We start from the raw sequence: 17,974 nt of genomic DNA, 5'->3' as shown, positions 1-17,974 counted from the left end.
ATGCGGTACCACCGGCGGCCAGCCGAGCGGGCGAGTGCCGACTTGTCGCACGCTCTGTTCGGACCGCCCGTACTTTTCTGTGCAGTCAGAGCTCGTCGAAATACCGGCCGTGGAAGCCGAACGGCTCCGCGTGCGGCAGCGTCGCCCGCGCCAGCAGTTCGAGCGTCGCCGCGTCGAAGACCAGCAACACTGTCCGGTCGCGCTCGCTGTCGAGTGCCGTCGCCAGCACGACGCCGTCGTCTTCGGACTCGGCGTCCGGCCGCCGGACGGGAATCGGCTCCTCGATGTAGACGCCCCGCTCCCACCACTCGCGGGCAGTCCCGTTCTGACAGTCGACTTTGACCAGCCCGTTCGCTCCCTCGCGGTCGGTCGCCTGGCCGTACGCGTAGCGGTGTTCCCGGCCGACGACCGTGCGGGCGACGCGAGGGAGTTCCATCCCGCCGTCGTACAGGCGCGACCGCTCGACGCTTCCGTCGGGAGAGATGCGGTACCGTGTCAGGGCGGCGTCGGGGACGGCGGGAAAGCCACCGTCGAGGTCGGCCAGCGACATCGCTCCGACGATGCTCGCATCGGGGAACTCAATCAGGTCGAGAATCACGTGTTCGTCGTCGGCGTAGGCGTTGACGTGGTGGAAGGTGAAGGCGGCATCGACGAGAGGGTCGGCGACGAGATTGCCGGTATCGCGGTCGACGACGAGGATGCGCGTCCGCTGGTCTGGTCGCCAGTCCAGCAGGTCGGTCACGCCTTCGTTCCACGGAGCCAGCGCACGCCAGACCGAGAGCACCAGCGGCGACTCCACGAGGATGACGTGTGAATCGGTGACGCTGCAGTCGTGGATGTACGCCGGTCCGCGAGCGTCGATAGACGCAATGACTTCGCGTCGTCGACTCCCTCGCGACACACGATAGACGTGATACTGCGGGGAGAGGCCGAACTCGGTGGTGAAGCCGACCCATTCCTCGTGGTTGGGGTCGTCGACGAGGTGGGCCGCAGTGATGTGTTCGGGCAGGTTGTCGGCGAAGCTGAAATCCCCGCGCGTCTCCAGTGTCTCGGGGTCGAACGCCACGCGGCGGGGGGCCTCGGTGAGCGCGACGTACTCGCCGTCGAAGCGGGCGACGTGGACGTTCGCGTTGTCGGTCGGCGTCGGCGGGCCGAGCGAGCGGACCCACGCAAGCACTCGTCGCCAGCCGCCGCCGTCGGTGCCGAACTGCCCGGAGAGGTTCCCAGACTGCGCGTCGGCGTAGGCTTCGGTCCGGAGAAACCGGTTCGTGTAGCTGACCGTGCCGTCCTCGAAACTGTACCGCCGGAGCATCGCCAGCCCGTCGAACCAGTGGTTGACCCGCTCGTCCCCGCTCTCGAAGCGGCCGGGGCCGTTCCGGATGAGCGTTCCAGACAGCCACGCCGGGACTGTCCCTTCGACCGGCGCTGTCTCGTCGCTCACTTCGGTCCGCAAGGAGTGAAATCCGGGGCTGTGAGTCTCGGTCACAGACTACAATGCGGGCCGCGCGGGCATGAATCCTCGTCCACGGGCTTAACCGGCCGCAGTGCTAACACCGTGTATGACCGAGTCCGACACCGCGGGGAGCATTACGGTGTACTCCGATTACGTCTGTCCGTTCTGTTATCTCGGCCGGGAGTCTCTCCGGCGGTATCAGGACGACCGCGACGACGACCTCGATATCGATTGGCACCCGTTCGACTTGCGGGCCGGTAAGCGCAACCCCGACGACAGCATCGACCACTCCGTCGACGACGGCAAAGACGAAGACTACTACGAACAGGCAAAAGAGAACGTCCGTCGCCTCCAGGAGAAGTACGGCGTCGAGATGGACCTCGACATCGCACGAGATGTGGACTCTCTCCCCGCACAGATCGTCTCCTATCACGTCAAGCAGACCCACGACTACGACGAGTGGCTCGCGCTCGACGAAGCGCTGTTCGCGGCGCTCTGGCAGGACGGTCGCGACATCGGCGACGCGGCAGTGCTCCGGGACGTTGCCGAGGACGTTGGAATCGACTCCGATGTCGTCGAGACGGCGCTGGCCGACGACCGTCTCCGCGCGGACGTACACGACCTGTTCGACCGGGCGCGCCGCGAAGGCGTCACCGGCGTCCCAACGTTCGCCTACGACGGCTACGCCGCCCGCGGTGCCGTCCCGCCGGAACAGTTAGAACGGCTGGTCGAGGGTGTCTAGACTCTCAATCAGCCAGCGGGAGCGTCACCGTAAACACGGCTCCGTCCGGGTCGTTGTCGGTGACGGTGACGGTACCTCCGTACTCTGAAACGAGCGTCTGGACGAGGTAGAGACCGATCCCCGTCCCCTCGCTTTCCAGCCCTGTCTCTCCTTTGGCAAAGATATCGTCTTTCTGACCGTCGGGGATGCCAGGACCGTTGTCCCCGACCTCGACGGCGATCTCCGTATCACGCTCCGTGACTGAGACCGTCACTTCCGCCAAATCCTTGTCGTTGTGCTGGATGGCGTTTTTCAGCAGATTCCGGAACACCGAGTCGAGCATGTCGTTTGCCAGCACCGGGACGGCCGGAATCGAGCCGTCAACGGTGATTGCCGCGTCGGGGTAGGTCGTCCGGACCTCGTCGAGTTCCGTCTCCAGCGTGGACCGAAGGTTCACCCGGTCGTGGCTGTCGGTCGTCGTCAACATCACGTCGGCCATCTCGCGGGCAGTCTCGGTCAGTTCGACCGCGTGGTCGGCGCTCTCGCGCAGGGTTTCGACGTGTTCCTGGCCCACGTCGTCGACGTGGTCGGCGAGCAGTTCCGCGTAGGCGGTCACCAACTGGAGATCGTTCCGGATGTCGTGGCGAACCACTTGATTCAGTACCTCGAGGTTGTCCCGCTGTTCCCGCAATCGCTCCTCGTACTCGACGCGCTCGGTGACATCGAACGCGCTCTCGACCATCTGGACGACGGTACCGTCGCTGTCGAACAGCGGGGCGGCGTGTAGTTCGTGAATGCGCTCGTCGCCATTCTCGTCGTAGTGGGTGTGCTCGACTGTTGTGGGTTCGCCGGTTGCGGTCACGTCCTGCAGCGGGCACGGCCACGTGATGCCGTCTCCCTCGTGACACGGCACATCTCGCTGGTGTGTAACTTCATAACAGGTCTCCCCCTCCTGGGCGGAAGCCAGGGAGTTTGCCTGCTGGACGGTGTAGTCCTCGACGTCGAGCACGTACAGCGGGTGCGGGACGGCCTCGATGACGTCGGTAACGAGGTCGTCGCTCCGGTCGACGTGGCTGTGGAACTGTCCGTGGGTCCGGACGAACTCACCGTTCTCGTCATATTCTACCCGACTGTCGTACGAGACGGTGACCGAACTGCCGTCCGAACGGACCAGTTCCAGTTCGACGTCGGAGACGCGGCCCTCGGATTCGAGCGTCTGAAAACTGGCCTCGAACTGATCGGTCGAGGCGGCTGTCAGTACCGTCCCGAACCACTCACCCTCGACATCGGTTCTCTCGAATCCTGTCGCGTCCAGCCAGGCCTCGTTGACGGATTGAATCTCGGCGTCGCCGTTCAACGACTGGTACGGGTACGGGAGAAACTCCCCGCCTGCCGCGTCGGAACCAGCAGACCCCACATCTGCGTCGTCGCTGTCTCGTGACCTGCCCATACCGTTCTCTATGGACGTGAGTGATTAACTGGTGTCGATTCGTCACCCTGGCCTGTCGGGTCACTCGACGCTGATGTCGCCGTCTCCGGTGACTGTTACGTCGTGGCCTTCGACGTCGAAGGTCAGGTCGCCGCTCCCACCGTCGAGGACCGCACGGAGTTCTTCGAGGTCGACGTACGTCTCAACGTCGCCGATGTCCGCTTCGGTCAGGTCCGTTGCGCCGGTGACGGCGTCGGTGATGGCCGTCTGTGCCGGTGTCGGACTGACCCACTCCTCGTCACCCACCCCAGTCATGATGTACACCTCACCGTCCTCGGAACTCATACGCCGAGACGTACTCCAGCATCCTATATAATGTCAGCGAGCAGTTTCAGAATCTGAAATAACCGCTCTTCCGAGTCCGAACCCATTGATAGCTCTTGTGGCCGAATACGGCCGGGCACCGACGAGACCTGTCGGGAACTTGTCCAGAAGTGTTACTCGGGTGTAAGGAGGGCGCGCTCGACGAGTGAGTCGAGCCCACGGCGGAGGCGTTCGGACGCTGCCTGGCTTGAGACGTCCAGTTCGTCGGCGAGCTCTGCGAGCGATGCCTCTCGGGGGACGTCGAAGTAGTCTCGCTCGCTGGCGAGGAGGAGAATTTCGCGCTGTGCTTCGCTGATATCGTACCGTTCGGCTCGCGATATCGTCTCCTGCTGGTAGAGTGACTGCACGGACAGGTCGGCGGACTGCATCCTGTGTCGGAAAGAACCGAACGAATCACGGTCAGGAAATCGCATCGCCATCTCCCAGTGGTCCGGTCGGCGCGTCCCCGAAATGAAGATTCCGCCCGTTTCGACGGCGGCGTCGTATATCTCAGTCCCCGGATACCGCTCGGCGTATGTCACGTCGTACTGGGTGCCGTAGTCCGTGTCGACCACCTGCGTCGCCCGCTCGACCGTCCGGTCGGCTTCGAGACTCGCCTCGAACGGTGCAGTGTCGTCGCTGTCGAGCAGACAGACCGTCCGGAACGGGACCGCGTCAGTCGCATCGAGTTGTTCGATGGTCACTTTCCCGACGGCTCCATCACGGAGCGCTGTCCGGAGAAGCGGGGACTCGAATTGGAACTCGACTATCATTTTCCAGGGGTGACGGCTTCGGTTTGATATGTGTCTCGGAAAGTTCGGATCGCGTGTGCAACGGGCTAGTCCGTTCTGCGGGCATAGTTGGAGGTGAAATACCGGACAGAGTTTGTCAGAGGCACGGTCCGGGTTACTCTCCCCCCAAACTAGCCAGTCACACAATCGCGTTGTATGCATAAAGAATTGCTGCCTGAATATTCAAGCAACCGCCGTCCAATCCCGTCGTTGATGCGGTCAATCGATGTGTTCGCCCTGGTAGGCTCCTTCGTAGGTGCCTTCGTGGGCAGCATCTGCGAGAACGAGCTGGGCGATGCGGGCACCTGGTTCAAGTTCGACTGGATGATAGACTTCCAGCAGTCCCTCACCTCGTCCTTCGTAGCCGGCGTCCCACACCGCTGTATCGAGCATACAGGAGTTTCGTAACAGCGACGAGCGCGGGTAGAGAAAGCCGACGTGGTCGTCTGGGATGACGACCCGTTCGTCGTACCGAACCACGTAACCACCGGGGTCCAGGTGGAACAGCCCCTCGTCTGTGTCGAGTTCCCGGCGCTCACCGACGGTCTTGTCGCCGCGTTCGATACGACCGGTCCCGACCTGTTCGAAGACGGTATCGAGGGTGAGGTCGACGCCGTTTGGCTGTACCTGATTCTCCCGTAATTCGCCGAGGTGACTGGCGACGAACCGCCCGCTTTTGAACATGGGCGACTCGACGGTACCGGCTGAAAAAAACCGTCCGGTCGCGGTCGGCCCAGAAGGTGGGATACCCTGTCAGCCTGGGACCGCGAATATTGCTAGCCCCGGCTGGGCGAACAACATGATTTATGTCTACGGATGGTCCACCCTAGAATGCTATGGGACAGACACTTACCGAACAGATTCTCGATGACCACCTTGTCGAGGGCGAGCTGACGCCCGGCGAGGAAATCGGCATCGAGATCGACCAGGTTCTCACACAGGACACTACTGGAACACTGGTCTGGCTGCAGTTCGAGGCGCTCGGTCTCGACGAAGTCCAGACCGAACTCGCAGCGCAGTACTGCGACCACCAGACCTACCAGTTCGACTTCAAGAACACGGACGACCACCGCTTCCTGCGTTCTGCGGCCGGCACCTTCGGTGCTTACTTCTCTCGGCCCGGTAACGGTATCTGCCACAACGTGCACAAGGAGAACTTCGCCGCACCCGGCAAGACGCTCCTTGGCTCTGACTCGCACACGCCGACGCCCGGCGGCATGGGCGAACTCGCAATCGGTTCCGGTGGCCTCGACGTGGCCGTCGCGATGGGTGGCGGCGCCTACTACGTCGAGATGCCGGAAGTCACCGAAGTGCGCCTCGAGGGCGAACTGCCCGAGTGGGCCACTGCGAAAGACGTCATCCTCGAGATGCTCCGTCGTCTCTCCGTCAAGGGCGGCGTCGGCAAGATCTTCGAGTACACCGGCCCCGGTGTCGAGACCCTCTCCGTTCCGGAGCGGACCACCATTACCAACATGGGGACGGAACTCGGCGCGACCTCTTCGATCTTCCCGACCGACGAGAACACGAAAGACTACCTCTCGAAACTCGGTCGCGAAGACGAGTACGTCGAGCTCCAGCCCGACGACGACGCCGAGTACGCCGAGCAGATCACTATCGACCTCTCGGAGATCGAGCCGCTCATCGCGTGCCCGAGCATGCCCGACAAGGTCGTCCCCGTCCGCGAAGTCGCTGGCGAGGACGTCGAACAGGTCATGATCGGCTCCTGTACGAACGGTGGCTACCCGGACATCCTCCCTGCTGCGAAGATGCTGGAAGGCCGCGAAGTCGACATGAAGACCGAGATGATCATCGCACCCGCCTCCAAGCAGGCCTCCGAGATTCTCGCCCGCCAGGGCTGGACGGCCGAGCTGATGGCTGCCGGTGTGAACTTCTCCGAAGCGACCTGCGGTGCCTGTATCGGTATCGGCCACGTGCCCGGTTCCGATTCGGTCAGCCTCCGGACGTTCAACCGGAACTTCGAGGGTCGCTCCGGCATCGAGGACGACAACGTCTATCTCTGCTCGCCGGAAGTCGCCACCGCGGCGGCCATCAAAGGCGAAATCGTCGACCCGCGTGACCTCGCCGACGAACTCGGCGACCTCGAGGACCCCGGCTTCGAACTCCCCGACAAGTTCGACGGGTCGAAGACCGACATTATCGAGCCCGAAGAGGCCGTCGACGACGAACTCGTCAAAGGCCCCAACATCGGCGACGTGCCGCTGAAGGACCCCCTCGACGCCCACCTCGAAGGCGAGACCCTCCTCAAGATGGAGGACAACATCACGACCGACCACATCATCCCTGCGACCCAGGACATCCTGATGTACCGGTCGAACATCCCGAAACTGTCCGAGTTCACGCTCTCGCGCGTCGACGACACGTTCGCACAGCGTGCCCTCGACAGTGACGGTGGCTTCCTCGTTGCCGGCGAGAACTACGGTCAGGGTTCCTCGCGTGAACACGCGGCCCTGTGCCCGATGTACCTCGGTATCGAGGGCGTCCTCGCACAGAGCTTCGCCCGCATCCACAAGGCGAACCTGTTCAACTTCGGTCTCCTGCCGCTGGAAATCGACGAGGACACCTACGAGAAGATCGATCAGGGCGACGACATCGAAATCGTCGACGACGTCGCCGAGGCCGTTCGCTCGGGCCAGGAAGAGTTCACCATCCGCGTGAACGACGACTGGGAAGCGACGGGCCACCTCGACGCCTCCGAACGTGAGCGCGAAATCCTCGCCGACGGCGGGAAGCTCACCCACGTCAAACAGCAGCACGACGAGGGCGGCGCGGCACCCGCAGACGACTAGCGAGATTCGAGCGACGCGAGAATCTCGGTCTCGCGAGCGGGGAACGACGTGACCCGCGAGCCCCACACCAACTTTCTCCGTTTTTTCGATCGCCAGTGACGACGTCGCTCACTCCCGCCAGTCACGCATGACCGTGCCGAAGCCGGTCGCGCCAACGACGAAGGACACGAGTCCCCCGATACCGGTCAGCGTCAGGCCGCCGTTGATGAGTGCACCCACGACCAGTGGCTTGAGCCAGCCGTCCTCGCTGCCGACCAGTCGCTCGCCGATCGCGAGAAAGCCGACGACCGCACCGACCGCCCAGATGAGCCCAACCAGGATGGCGAGCAGGATCGCGACGGGAATCCCGATGAGGGTGACCGCCAGGAGGACAATCAGCACGATGAGCGCGACGAGCACAATCAGGCCGTAGATGAACGACCCCACGATGTCGTTGTCGACGCGGTCGACCAGCCGTTCGGTGTAGCCCGGGACGAGTGCGATCATGATCGCACCGATCAGCAGTGTCGAGAGGAAGGCACCGAACGCGCTGCCCCCCAGCCCGACACCAGGGTCGACTTCGGGTGCACGCGAGATACCAGGTTGCAACACCGCTCCTGCCTCGAGAAGGGTCATGAGAGCTGTCATGCTCGCTTACACTCTGTCGATGGGTAAAAACGACGGTGGTGATTATGCCGCATTGATTAGTAAGTACTCACCCAGTTTTATTAGCCTCGAACACGTTGGGGGACGTACGATGATGCACTCACACACGCATGTCCCCGCTATCGCTGCCCCAGTCTCGATGCTCGTACTGGTCGTCGGACTGACAGTGACGGCTGCGGACCTCCCGATGGCGTGGCTCGTCTGGCCACTTGGGTACGGCGTTGTCCTCCCGCTGGCTATCGGGTACGCGACCCGCGAGTCCGAACAGGGCGACGAGGAGACGGATCAACTGGCAGAACTGCAGGACCGCTACGCTGCCGGCGAAGTCAGCGAAGCGGAGTTCGAAGCAGAACTGGAGTCGGTGCTGTCGACGGAGGACGACCAGCGGTGAGTCTCGTAGAGCACTTCGAACGGGTCGTCAACCGTATCCGTCAGTTGGTCGCGGGGAGTCACGCCGTGGACGACCGTCGTGGGCGTGTCCATGCTGACCGCGACGACGTGGTCGTCTTTCTCATCGGAATGCGTATCAACGCCTTCTGGAAGCTCCACCGCTGGCTCCCGGTGTTTCTGGTCGCACCGCGGATGGTCCGGGAACTCCGTCGCGAAGCGGACTCGGGACTGCTTGGCAGCTGGACGTTTCTTTCCCCGCCCCGTGGCGTCGGATTCGTCCAGTACTGGGACTCCTTCGAGGACCTGCGGAGATACGCTCGCGACAGCGATCACATTCACCTCGAGGCGTGGGCGGAGTACAACGAGAACGCGTCGGATGAGGCGGTGGGTCTCTGGCACGAAACCTACCGTATCGCTGACTGCGAGACGGTATACAACCACATGCCACCGCGAGGCCTGGGCGCAGCGAACGGAAGCAAACTGGTGTCCGCGACCGGGCGGGACGAGTCGGCAGCAGGTCGTCTCGACGGCACGGATGACCCTCATCCAACGGTAACAGCGGCTGACCCCGAGTCGACAGCGTAACGCTGAAGCGAGTGACCACTCACGCAGTGATATGGCCGATATCGCACCGGAGACGCGCGCCGAGATCGCGGCTGCCGTTCGGTCTGCCCTCGCTCAGCACGGGTACGAGCGACTGACGACCGCGAAAATCGCCGCCGAGTACGAGAAAAGCGAGGCCGGCCTCTACTACTACTACGACACGAAAGACGAGATGATCGCAGCGTTCCTCGACGAGACCGCTGGCAGCCTCGGCGGGCGACTGGCGACCGTCGACGGCGGTCCCGAACAGCGGCTTCGGGAGGCGTGTACGCATCTCTTCGTCGACCCCGGTGATGAGGCGGCCGGCGTCCACGTCGCCATCATGGAACTGCTCTCGCACGCGCCGTACAACGACACGCTCCGCGAGCCGCTGCTCGCACTCGAATCCGCGACGCTCGACCTCCTGACGGATATCGTTCGCGAGGGAGTCGAGGAGGGAGTGTTCCGCAATGTCGACCCGGGTGCGACTGCCGCCTTGCTGCTCGCTGCTGCCGACGGTTCCACGGGGTTCTACGTCGCTCTCGAGATGGATGTCGGGGCAGATATCCACGCTGGCGTCTCTGCGTATATCGACACACTGCTCGCCGAGTAGCTGACAAGACTTTTGACCGCGTGGTTGCTACCATTCCGCTGTGAACCGACGTACGTTTCTCGCTTCGATGGGTGCGGGGGTTGGCGCTGGTCTGGCCGGCTGCGCCGGCGGCGAATCCGACACCCCGTCGGGTGACGATGGCTCTTCCTCGACCGATACTGCTCCTTTCGAGCATCCGGGGACGCTGTCGACGACGTTTGCCACCAACGGCGAGTATCCGCCCGACGAGAATCCCGAAGATGGCCGACCGCCTGCCTTCGAGGATCGACCGTCGAGTGCGGACGCCGACACCGACTCCTTCGAGACGCTCGATGTCAACGGTGAGGCGGTCGGCCTCGCCCCCATCGACGTTGTCGAGCAGTGGTACCGCCGCGGTACCACTCGGTTCGTCGACGCGCGCGGTCTCGAACAGTACGAACGGGCGCACGTCTACGGCGCCGTACTCTCACCGGCGCAGCGTGACTCTGTCGGTGGTGGTATCGATGGATGGCCATCCGACGACCGGGTCGTGACCTACTGCGGGTGCCCGCACCACCTCTCCTCGATTCGCGCTGCCGGACTCAAGAAGGCGGGATTTACCGACGTTTACGCTCTCGATGAGGGGTTCGTCGGGAGGGAGGGCAGTTGGTCCGACAGTGGCTATCCGATGGCCGGGACCGCCTTCGTCGCGGATAGCCAGGCCAGCGTCCAGCAGTGGACGATCTCCGGCTCCGTCGACAGCCAGTACGCCGGCGAGTACGTCTGGGCGACTGTCGACCGGCAGTACGAAGCCGCACCCGTTCAGTCGGATGGCTCCTATCAGCTGCACCTGCAGTTCACCGGTATCTCGGCCGAGACGACCGTCGAGGTGACGACGCCGGCGGAGTCGGTTGCCCGACCGCTCGGCGAACTCGGCTCGCGCGTCTGAGCGAGGAATTTTGTTTCGGGAAGCCGACCACCGGGCATGGACCAGCGCGTTTTCGACCACGCCGAAACGTTAGTCGACTGGAGCGCACGTATCGAGAGCGGTGACGACGTCGTCGTCCGCGTCGGTGAAGGCGCACACGACCTGGGCGTCGCAGTCGCCGAGAAACTTGGCGAGTGCGGCGCGAATCTGCTCGCCTGCTACGACAGCGACGAACTGACCCGTGCCTATCTTCGTGCCCACGGGGGTAATTTCGAGTCAGATCCTGCCTACGAACTCGAGATGTACGAGCGAGCAGACAGCGTCCTCTCGCTTCGCGGGACGCGAAACACGAGTGCGACCGCGGACGTGCCAGACGAGAATCAGCAGGCGTACGCGAAAGCTCGCGAGGAGATTCGGGAGGCTCGCCTCGACACAGACTGGGTGTCAACAGTGCATCCGACGCGAGCGATGGCTCAGCAGGCCGGGATGAGCGTCGAAGCCTACCGTGAGTTCGTCTACGACGCCATCCTCCGTGACTGGGAGTCACTCGCCGACGAGATGGCCCAGCTAAAGACCATTCTCGACGCGGGCAGCGAGGTTCGCATCCGCAAAGAGAACGACGTGACGGACCTCACACTGTTCATTGACGGCCGGACGGCGGTCAACTCCACGGCCAGTGTCGCCGACGACTCGCACAACCTCCCCAGCGGCGAGGTGTTCACTGCACCTTACGACACCGCCGGGCAGGTGGTCTTCGACGTACCGATGACGATTCAGGGCCAGCGGGTCAAGGACGTTCGACTCGTGTTCAAGGACGGCGTCGTCGTCGACTGGGAGGCCGGCACTGGCGGCGACGTTATCGAATCGATTCTCGAAACTGACGGTGGGGCGAAGCTACTCGGTGAACTCGGCGTCGGGATGAACCGCGGCATCGACCGACCAACTGGGCAGATACTCTTCGACGAGAAGATGGCCGGTACCGTCCACCTGGCACTCGGGCGGGCCTACGACGCCTGCCTACCCGAGGGCGAGAGTGGCAACGACAGCGCCGTCCACGTCGACCTCATCACGGAGATGCGAACCGAGGGGACAACCATCGAGGTCGACGGTGAGGTGATTCAGCGGGACGGCGTGTTCCGGTGGGAGAGCGAGAGATGAGCCGCGAGGACGGCGAGGGATGACCGGAGACGACACCGAATCAGGACTGACCGATGACCCATCGCTCGAAGAACGCCGTCTCCAGGCGAAACTCGACGCCGGAACAATCACCGAAGACGAGTACGCCCGTTTGACAGCGCTGCGCTTTGGCAACGACCCGGCGGCCTTCTCGTTTGCCGACGCTGCGGCGTTCTACGGCTTGACAGAGGACGAACTCCGCGAGGAGATGGCGTGGCTGAGTGGTGGCGGGCGGTCCTGATGCTAGCTCTGTATTCTATATCTGTCTATTAACACCCGTATAGTGGTCATAGCGACGCTTTTGCGGTGAGCGTCGAACGGTGAATGTGGGGCAATGGACTACGACGCCATCATTTTCGACAACGACGGTGTACTGGTGACGCCGACAGACCGGCGGCTGTGGCACCGAGCGAGCCAACTCGCCTTCCACGACCTTGGAGTCGCCGACGTTGTCGACGCTCATCTCGACCGACTGGATGGCTACAGTTTGTCCACTCTCGTCCGAATCTGTGAGCGCTACGGCGTCAACAGCGGTTCGTTCTGGCAGCGCCGCGAGGCCCACGCCGCTCGTGCCCAGCGCCACCACATCCGGACTGGCCGCAAGCACACCTACGACGACGTCGATGTCCTGCGGAATCTCGACCACGCGGTTGGTATCGTCAGCAACAACCAACAGGAGACGATCGACTTTCTCGTCGACCACTTCGGCTTCGACGAGGCCGTCGAGACACAGTACGGCCGGGAACCGTCACTCGACGGACTCGCACGGATGAAGCCCAACTCCCACTACTTGCACCGGGCGATCCGCGACCTCGATGCGACGAACCCGCTCTACGTCGGCGATAGCGGTGTCGATATGGCCGCGGCTGCCGACCTCGGTATCGACTCTGCATTTATTCGACGACCACACCGGCATGGATACGCCCCCCGGCCGGCTGCAACCTACGAAATCACGTCTCTGGCCGACCTTCTCACCATCTGCCGGCCCGCTGTTGCGTGAGCGGACACCTCGTAGTGAGTGTCTCCCGTTACTGCGACCGGCGTTGCTGGGGCTACACTCGGTCCTGAAAGTCGCTGGTCAACTCGAACACTTCCTGTCGACGCTCGCCGTGCATCATGTAGTGGTCAACGCCGGCCAGTTCGACGTACTCGCTGTCCGGGTGGGTGAGCCGGTCGAAACACGCGAGCGACCCCTGTCGGTCGGCAATCTGGTCTTCGCTGCCGTAGAAGACCATCGTCGGCACGTCGATGTCGGCTGGGTCCCAGACCGGGTCGCCGGCCGTCGAATCTGCCCAGTCGGCGATACCGCCGGCTTGCACCTTGAACCGGTCGTCGTCGATACCCTGGTTGGACTCGACCTGTGACTTCCAGATTGCCTCGAACACGTGGTCGGGGTGGCCCGAGCGCGCGCGGACCGTTTCGCGGTCCTGCTCGAACCAGCCCACGTCGTAGTCGTCGATACCGAGCGCGTCGAGTGCAATCTGGAAGTCGTACGCCGGCTTGTACACCGGGGCGCAGTGAACCAGCGAGTCGACGGGCGCGTCCGCGCGCGCGAGATAGTGACCACAGGTGTGTGACCCCCACGAGACGCCGACGAGGTGAACGGTATCGAACTCCTCGCCGAGCCAGTCCACGACCGTGCCGATATCGTCTGCGGCCTGTGTGGCGCGGTTCGGCGGCCCGTTGGCTTCGGGTGGCTCGTCCATCTCCGGGAGTTGGTCGCTGTCGCCGTAGCCCCGCTGGTCCATGGCGAAGGCTGCCCGCCCCCGCTCAGATGCGCCGTGAACCCAGGAGTACGAGGTGTCGTCCTCGACGGGCGTGACGAAGAGCCCGCGAGCGTTCGTGATGATACCGTGGACGAACAGGACCGCTTCGTCTGCGTCGTCAGGTGACCGCTCCCAGACGTTGAGCATCGCGCCGTCCGGTGTCGTCACGTCGTTCTGCGTGAGGTTCATGGATGGTTCTCGCCTGCCAGTTGCAAATATCGCAAGGGTGATACTCGAACGTCGACCCTGTTTGTGGTCCTGCCCCACGTTTTTGCCGTTGGATTTCAGACACAAACATATGGACTACACCCCGTTCGTCGAAGGAATCGTCCACGAACCGACACAGACCGAGGGTCGCGGCCTCGATTTGACCGTCGCCGAGGTGTACGAGATAGCTGAGCCTGGCCGGGTCGACTTCGGTGGTGGTGAGCTCGAACCGGCGGAGACGACACCGGCCGCGAGCGAGAAGCGGAATCCGGACGACGACTACGAGTGGTGGAATCTCGACGCCGGGCAGTATCTCCTCGCGTACAACGAGTCCGTCTCGGAGGCAGCGATGACGTTCACGCTCCAGACCCGGAACGAACTGCTCGTTCGGGGAGCGTTCCACCCGACGCTCGATGTCACTGAACTGCCCCGTGTTCCACTCTCTGTCGGCGGGGCGGGCATCCGACTCAAAGAAAATGCACGGGTGTCGACGATTGTGGCCGCGGAATCTGTGTGACTCTCGGCGCTCCTTACTCGGGGTCGCCGGGCCACGGAATGTCCGACCAGACGACGATAGCTGCGAGGACGTAGGCACCGGCAGCGATGAACAGGAGTGTCCCGCTCCACTGCCAGCCCGTCGAGCCGTCGAAGTCGGTCAGGAGTGCAACGGTGAAACCGATGACCAGAAAGAACAGGTACGTTGTTACGAGGTGTCGCCAGAGGTTGCCCCAGGGCGGGGCGTGGAGGGCATCACGCATGCTGATTGCTGCAGTAGCCCGGCCAATAGGCGTTGGGGTCGTGACGAGTGGAAACAGGTGGGCTTTTTAGGCCAGACCGGTTTCAGGTGGACAATGGCAGAATTCACCGTCGCCGTCTCCAACCCGGAGGACGGCATGACGTACCAGGTAGATGTTTCGGACCAAGACGCAAACCGCTTCATCGGCAAGGAAATCGGCGAGGACGTCGACGGCAGCGCCGTCGGTCTCTCGGGATACACCCTCGAAATCACCGGTGGCTCGGACGACGCCGGTCGGCCGATGCGCGAAGACGTGCTCGGACCGGACCTGAAGAACGTCCTGCTGAAGGGCGGCACCGGCTACAAGCCACAGACCGACGGCGAGCGCAAGCGCGTGACCGTCCGCGGACGCGAGGTCAGCGACAACACGCGCCAGATTAACGCGAAAATCACCGCCAGTGGCGACGAATCGGTTGCGGACCTGCTCGCCGAGGAGTGAGCGACCGCGTCCCCTCCGACCACGAAACGGTCACCACGCACCGAACCCACCGCAAGCAGGTGGGGCGCACCGGCCGCCCGCGCCTCCCGCTCCCCGACGCGCTCGACGTGGCTGCCGGGGACACAATCCGCCTCTCGTTCGGTGGTGACACGTACCACGCGCAGGTGGTCGACTCGTTCGACGGCGGCCTGGAGGTCCGCGGCGCGTTCGTCAACGCTCGTCTGGCCAGGACCGAGGACGACGGGGAGAATCTCCTGCAGTCGTGGGTCGACGACGCCGGACTCTCCGTCGGCGACCCGGTCGAACTTGATGTGGTGACGGCGGGCTACCAGTTCGGACTCCGTCGGCCTGGTGAGCGAGTCGTCTATCGGGCACTCGACCCACCATCCTCGTCGCTGGCGGATATCGCTCGCGACCTCGACGGGTGAGTGCGAGTCGGCCTCGAACGCCGTTCTCTGAACTGATACTCGCACGAAACGCTCAATATCCGGCCGACTGTATCATCCCGTAACGCCACCCCATGTCGGAATCAGTGATTGCGGATTTCGTCGCCAAGTTCAATTCCGAGAGCACGGCCAGGGGTGAACCCGTCAAGGGGCGAGTGCTGCTGAGTCAGAAGCGACTCGTCCTCGCGGCCAACGACGAAGAGAAGGCGACGATTCCGCTCGCCTCGATTTTCGACATCGCCGTCGGGCAGGTGCCCGAGGACCTGGGGAACTTCTTCGACTCGACGGTGACCATCGCCTTCGAACATGAGGACCACCGCCACGTCGCCGCCGTCGAGGCCGGCGAGGAGAAGATAGACAAGTTCTCGACGGTCCTGTTCAAGGCGGTGCTGAACGGCACTGAGATGACTGTCAAACATCCGGCACGGCTCGGTGGTCGCGTCACCGACGCCGAGTACAGGCCCGCCAAACTCTTCCTGCAGCCACGCACCGTCCGGTTCAAAAGCAGCGACGGGCCAATCGATATCGGACTGTCGACGATTACCGGCTTCGACCGCTCCTCGCGGAAGATCGGCGGTGCGAAACGCCCCGTTCTCGAAGTCCGGCATATGTACCAGGGGCAGTCGACCATGACGATGGCGGCCACCGACTCCCCGCGAAAGATGTCGATTCTCGGTCGCTACCTCCGTCTGGAGTACTCTGACCTGATGGCGGAACTCCGCGACATGGAAATCTCCGGCGACGAAAAAGAGGTTCTCGTCGCGCTGTACTCCGGAGCTGGACAGGAGAGGCTCTCGCTTGCCAACGTCGTGGGCAAGGATTCCTCGCAGGTGACCATGCTGCTCAACCAACTCGAAGACGACGGGCTCGTCGTCGACTCCAACAGCGGCACCAAACTCACGCCGAAAGGGCGTGTCGTCGTCAGCAACCACCTCGAAGACGTCAACGCATAGTCTCTTCATCCACTGGTACAGACTCACCTCGTGGCCCTGGCGGGAGAGAAAAGACAAAGCGGCTGGATACCGTTCGTCGTCGTATGGGAACTGAGACTACTGTTCGCGTCGAGGATGTCATGTCGACGCCACTGGAGACCATCTCGTCAGATGCGAGTATCACAGACGCCGCACAGAAGATGCGAGAACACGACATCAACGGGCTGTTCATCCCGGGAAGCTCGGCGGGAATCATCACCACGACTGACGTGGTCGATGTCGTCGCCGATGAGGAGTCGCCTTCGGACGTTCGTGTGGGCGACGTGATGACGGCTCCGGTCGAGCGAGTCACCAAGACGCTTGACCTGACTGAGGTCGCCTCGATGATGACCAACTTCGGCATCAAACACCTCCCTGTCATCGACGAACACGGTGACTACGTCGGGATGGTCACGTCGACCGACCTCACGACCGAACTCGCCTGAAACTGGTGGCGAGCAATTGGAAGGTGACGTCAAAAGCGGCCGAATCGGTCATCTTTTCGGGACCTCGACTAACGCCAACAGTGTCCGCTACTCGCGGGTCGCTTCGCTTCCCGCTCGTTTGTAGTGGCCCTCGTCGCCCTGCTCCTCGGGCCACTCATTCCTCATCCATCGCCTCACTCGCAATATGCCGCCCCCGCGCTTTCAACTGCACTTCCCGACGGACTCGCCGCTCTTCGAGAATCCCCTGTTCGACGAGGCCGTCGAAGATGTCCTCGACGGTGTCGACATCCATCCCGACGAACTCCGGTATCTGGAACGGTGAAACGCCCGAGTACAGCGCCATCAGCACCTCGCTTTCCCGGTCGGAAAGCTCCGCATCTGTGGTGTTTTTCTGCTCGCCTTTCCGGAGTAGCGAGGCCAGCACCATCACGTGCTGTGGGTTGCCGGAGATGTGCGTCTCGAGGGCAGTCCCCTCGCCATCGGTATGTTCGACTTCGATGAGCGGGCGCTCGTCACCCTTGATGGTTCCCTCGTTCTGGTCGACGGTCCCCACGTCGTCGATTTCTATCTCGACGAACTGCCCCGTTGCGATTGCCAGGTCGACCTCGCCCTCGTCGATTTTCAGCCGACCTTTCTCCCAGCCGGTATCCTGGACGACGCCACCCTCGACGGCAGGGTGTTTGGCGAGAATTACCTGCTGGTCGAGAATCGCTCGATAGAGTGTCTGCTCGAACTTCTCGTGGTTCTTCGGCGAGAGCAGCGTCACGTCACCGCCCATCTGCAGGGAGATATAACTTGACACCTGTGCGAGCGGCTGGTTGGCGTCCTGTCGGCCTTTGATAGTTCGAATCTTCGATAACGGAATCGTTCGCTTGCCCTCGTTGCTCACGAGGACGATGCGCTTGGTCGAGAGGAGAATCCGACCACCAATCCACTCGATGTCCGGGACTTTCCGGCCGTCCTTGACGACCTGTGCGAACTTGCCCCGCTGGTCCGCGAGTTTCTGTTCTCCCTCGCTCATTTCTCTCGCCAGTGCTGTGCTACCGT

The 17,974-nt window shown here is 63.0% G+C and carries 23 protein-coding genes; 14 read left to right on the top strand and 9 right to left on the bottom strand.

Annotated elements, in window-relative coordinates; all coding sequences use genetic code 11:
* Positions 1–85 precede the first annotated feature (85 nt).
* Positions 86–1,486, bottom strand: a complete 1,401-nt coding sequence (locus WDJ60_RS01140; protein ID WP_340097901.1) for a carotenoid oxygenase family protein — start codon at positions 1,484–1,486, stop codon at positions 86–88.
* Between the two features lie 73 nt (positions 1,487–1,559).
* On the opposite strand from WDJ60_RS01140, the gene WDJ60_RS01135 reads away from it, so the two are divergent.
* Positions 1,560–2,195 carry a DsbA family oxidoreductase gene (locus WDJ60_RS01135; RefSeq protein WP_340097900.1) on the top strand — a complete coding sequence of 212 codons (636 nt, stop codon included), beginning with the start codon at positions 1,560–1,562 and terminating at the stop codon, positions 2,193–2,195.
* Positions 2,196–2,199: 4 nt separating this feature from the next.
* On the opposite strand, the gene WDJ60_RS01130 is transcribed toward WDJ60_RS01135, so the two are convergent.
* The 4 genes from WDJ60_RS01130 to WDJ60_RS01115 all read right to left on the bottom strand — a co-directional run bounded on the left by WDJ60_RS01130 (position 2,200) and on the right by WDJ60_RS01115 (position 5,441).
* Positions 2,200–3,624: a sensor histidine kinase gene (locus tag WDJ60_RS01130; protein ID WP_340097899.1), complete on the bottom strand. Its 1,425-nt coding sequence runs from the start codon at positions 3,622–3,624 to the stop codon at positions 2,200–2,202.
* 60 nt (positions 3,625–3,684) lie between these two features.
* Complete coding sequence (locus WDJ60_RS01125) at positions 3,685–3,948, bottom strand: HalOD1 output domain-containing protein (RefSeq protein ID WP_340097898.1); 264 nt, start codon at positions 3,946–3,948, stop codon at positions 3,685–3,687.
* Positions 3,949–4,100: 152 nt separating this feature from the next.
* A complete protein-coding gene (locus WDJ60_RS01120; RefSeq protein WP_340097897.1) occupies positions 4,101–4,739 on the bottom strand; it encodes a helix-turn-helix domain-containing protein in 639 nt (212 codons plus the stop codon).
* Between the two features lie 237 nt (positions 4,740–4,976).
* Entirely contained in the window at positions 4,977–5,441 is a 465-nt protein-coding gene (locus WDJ60_RS01115; RefSeq protein ID WP_340097896.1) for a deoxyuridine 5'-triphosphate nucleotidohydrolase, read from the bottom strand.
* A gap of 152 nt (positions 5,442–5,593) precedes the next feature.
* Between WDJ60_RS01115 and WDJ60_RS01110 the strand changes: the two genes are divergently transcribed.
* Positions 5,594–7,564, top strand: coding sequence for an aconitate hydratase (locus WDJ60_RS01110; RefSeq protein WP_340097895.1), 1,971 nt, complete (start codon positions 5,594–5,596; stop codon positions 7,562–7,564).
* A 108-nt stretch (positions 7,565–7,672) separates the two neighbouring features.
* Here the strand turns inward: WDJ60_RS01110 and WDJ60_RS01105 are convergent, their stop codons facing one another.
* Positions 7,673–8,191 (bottom strand): DUF8173 domain-containing protein, encoded by a 519-nt coding sequence (locus WDJ60_RS01105; RefSeq protein WP_340097894.1) that lies wholly within the window; start codon positions 8,189–8,191, stop codon positions 7,673–7,675.
* A gap of 109 nt (positions 8,192–8,300) precedes the next feature.
* On the opposite strand from WDJ60_RS01105, the gene WDJ60_RS01100 reads away from it, so the two are divergent.
* The 7 genes from WDJ60_RS01100 (at position 8,301) to WDJ60_RS01070 (ending at position 12,856) form a co-directional block, all read left to right on the top strand.
* Positions 8,301–8,600 carry an SHOCT domain-containing protein gene (locus WDJ60_RS01100; protein WP_340097893.1) on the top strand — a complete coding sequence of 100 codons (300 nt, stop codon included), beginning with the start codon at positions 8,301–8,303 and terminating at the stop codon, positions 8,598–8,600.
* Positions 8,597–9,184 carry a DUF4188 domain-containing protein gene (locus tag WDJ60_RS01095; protein ID WP_340097892.1) on the top strand — a complete coding sequence of 196 codons (588 nt, stop codon included), beginning with the start codon at positions 8,597–8,599 and terminating at the stop codon, positions 9,182–9,184. The genes WDJ60_RS01100 and WDJ60_RS01095 overlap by 4 nt, the downstream gene beginning before the upstream one ends.
* A 31-nt stretch (positions 9,185–9,215) precedes the next feature.
* On the top strand, positions 9,216–9,794 hold the full coding sequence (locus tag WDJ60_RS01090) for a TetR/AcrR family transcriptional regulator (RefSeq protein ID WP_340097891.1): 579 nt from the start codon (positions 9,216–9,218) through the stop codon (positions 9,792–9,794).
* A 40-nt stretch (positions 9,795–9,834) separates the two neighbouring features.
* Positions 9,835–10,701, top strand: coding sequence for a rhodanese-like domain-containing protein (locus WDJ60_RS01085; protein WP_340097890.1), 867 nt, complete (start codon positions 9,835–9,837; stop codon positions 10,699–10,701).
* Positions 10,702–10,737: 36 nt separating this feature from the next.
* On the top strand, positions 10,738–11,838 hold the full coding sequence (locus WDJ60_RS01080) for an aminopeptidase (RefSeq protein ID WP_340097888.1): 1,101 nt from the start codon (positions 10,738–10,740) through the stop codon (positions 11,836–11,838).
* Positions 11,839–11,857: 19 nt separating this feature from the next.
* Positions 11,858–12,097 carry a hypothetical protein gene (locus WDJ60_RS01075; RefSeq protein ID WP_340097887.1) on the top strand — a complete coding sequence of 80 codons (240 nt, stop codon included), beginning with the start codon at positions 11,858–11,860 and terminating at the stop codon, positions 12,095–12,097.
* Positions 12,098–12,190: 93 nt separating this feature from the next.
* The gene (locus WDJ60_RS01070) at positions 12,191–12,856 is read left to right on the top strand and encodes an HAD family hydrolase (RefSeq protein WP_340097886.1); all 666 of its coding nucleotides are present in this window, start codon (positions 12,191–12,193) and stop codon (positions 12,854–12,856) included.
* 52 nt (positions 12,857–12,908) lie between these two features.
* On the opposite strand, the gene WDJ60_RS01065 is transcribed toward WDJ60_RS01070, so the two are convergent.
* Positions 12,909–13,811 (bottom strand): alpha/beta hydrolase, encoded by a 903-nt coding sequence (locus WDJ60_RS01065; RefSeq protein ID WP_340097885.1) that lies wholly within the window; start codon positions 13,809–13,811, stop codon positions 12,909–12,911.
* Positions 13,812–13,920: 109 nt separating this feature from the next.
* On the opposite strand from WDJ60_RS01065, the gene WDJ60_RS01060 reads away from it, so the two are divergent.
* The gene (locus WDJ60_RS01060; protein WP_340097884.1) at positions 13,921–14,346 is read left to right on the top strand and encodes a dCTP deaminase/dUTPase family protein; all 426 of its coding nucleotides are present in this window, start codon (positions 13,921–13,923) and stop codon (positions 14,344–14,346) included.
* A 13-nt stretch (positions 14,347–14,359) separates the two neighbouring features.
* On the opposite strand, the gene WDJ60_RS01055 is transcribed toward WDJ60_RS01060, so the two are convergent.
* On the bottom strand, positions 14,360–14,587 hold the full coding sequence (locus WDJ60_RS01055) for a hypothetical protein (RefSeq protein WP_340097883.1): 228 nt from the start codon (positions 14,585–14,587) through the stop codon (positions 14,360–14,362).
* 93 nt (positions 14,588–14,680) lie between these two features.
* Between WDJ60_RS01055 and WDJ60_RS01050 the strand changes: the two genes are divergently transcribed.
* The 4 genes from WDJ60_RS01050 to WDJ60_RS01035 all read left to right on the top strand — a co-directional run bounded on the left by WDJ60_RS01050 (position 14,681) and on the right by WDJ60_RS01035 (position 16,927).
* Complete coding sequence (locus WDJ60_RS01050) at positions 14,681–15,064, top strand: 30S ribosomal protein S6e (protein WP_340097882.1); 384 nt, start codon at positions 14,681–14,683, stop codon at positions 15,062–15,064.
* Positions 15,061–15,492, top strand: a complete 432-nt coding sequence (locus WDJ60_RS01045) for a DUF7112 family protein (RefSeq protein ID WP_340097881.1) — start codon at positions 15,061–15,063, stop codon at positions 15,490–15,492. Before WDJ60_RS01050 ends, WDJ60_RS01045 begins: the two co-directional genes overlap by 4 nt.
* Before the next feature lie 92 nt (positions 15,493–15,584).
* Complete coding sequence (locus tag WDJ60_RS01040; RefSeq protein ID WP_340097880.1) at positions 15,585–16,463, top strand: CheF family chemotaxis protein; 879 nt, start codon at positions 15,585–15,587, stop codon at positions 16,461–16,463.
* A gap of 83 nt (positions 16,464–16,546) precedes the next feature.
* Positions 16,547–16,927 carry a CBS domain-containing protein gene (locus WDJ60_RS01035; protein WP_340097879.1) on the top strand — a complete coding sequence of 127 codons (381 nt, stop codon included), beginning with the start codon at positions 16,547–16,549 and terminating at the stop codon, positions 16,925–16,927.
* A 154-nt stretch (positions 16,928–17,081) separates the two neighbouring features.
* Here the strand turns inward: WDJ60_RS01035 and WDJ60_RS01030 are convergent, their stop codons facing one another.
* Positions 17,082–17,948, bottom strand: a complete 867-nt coding sequence (locus tag WDJ60_RS01030; protein WP_340097878.1) for a CheF family chemotaxis protein — start codon at positions 17,946–17,948, stop codon at positions 17,082–17,084.
* Positions 17,949–17,974 lie beyond the last annotated feature (26 nt).

Origin of the sequence: Salinibaculum salinum, assembly GCF_037645885.1 — an archaeon.
Classification (GTDB): domain Archaea; phylum Halobacteriota; class Halobacteria; order Halobacteriales; family Haloarculaceae; genus Salinibaculum; species Salinibaculum salinum.
This window is presented reverse-complemented; position numbering and strand designations above follow the sequence as displayed.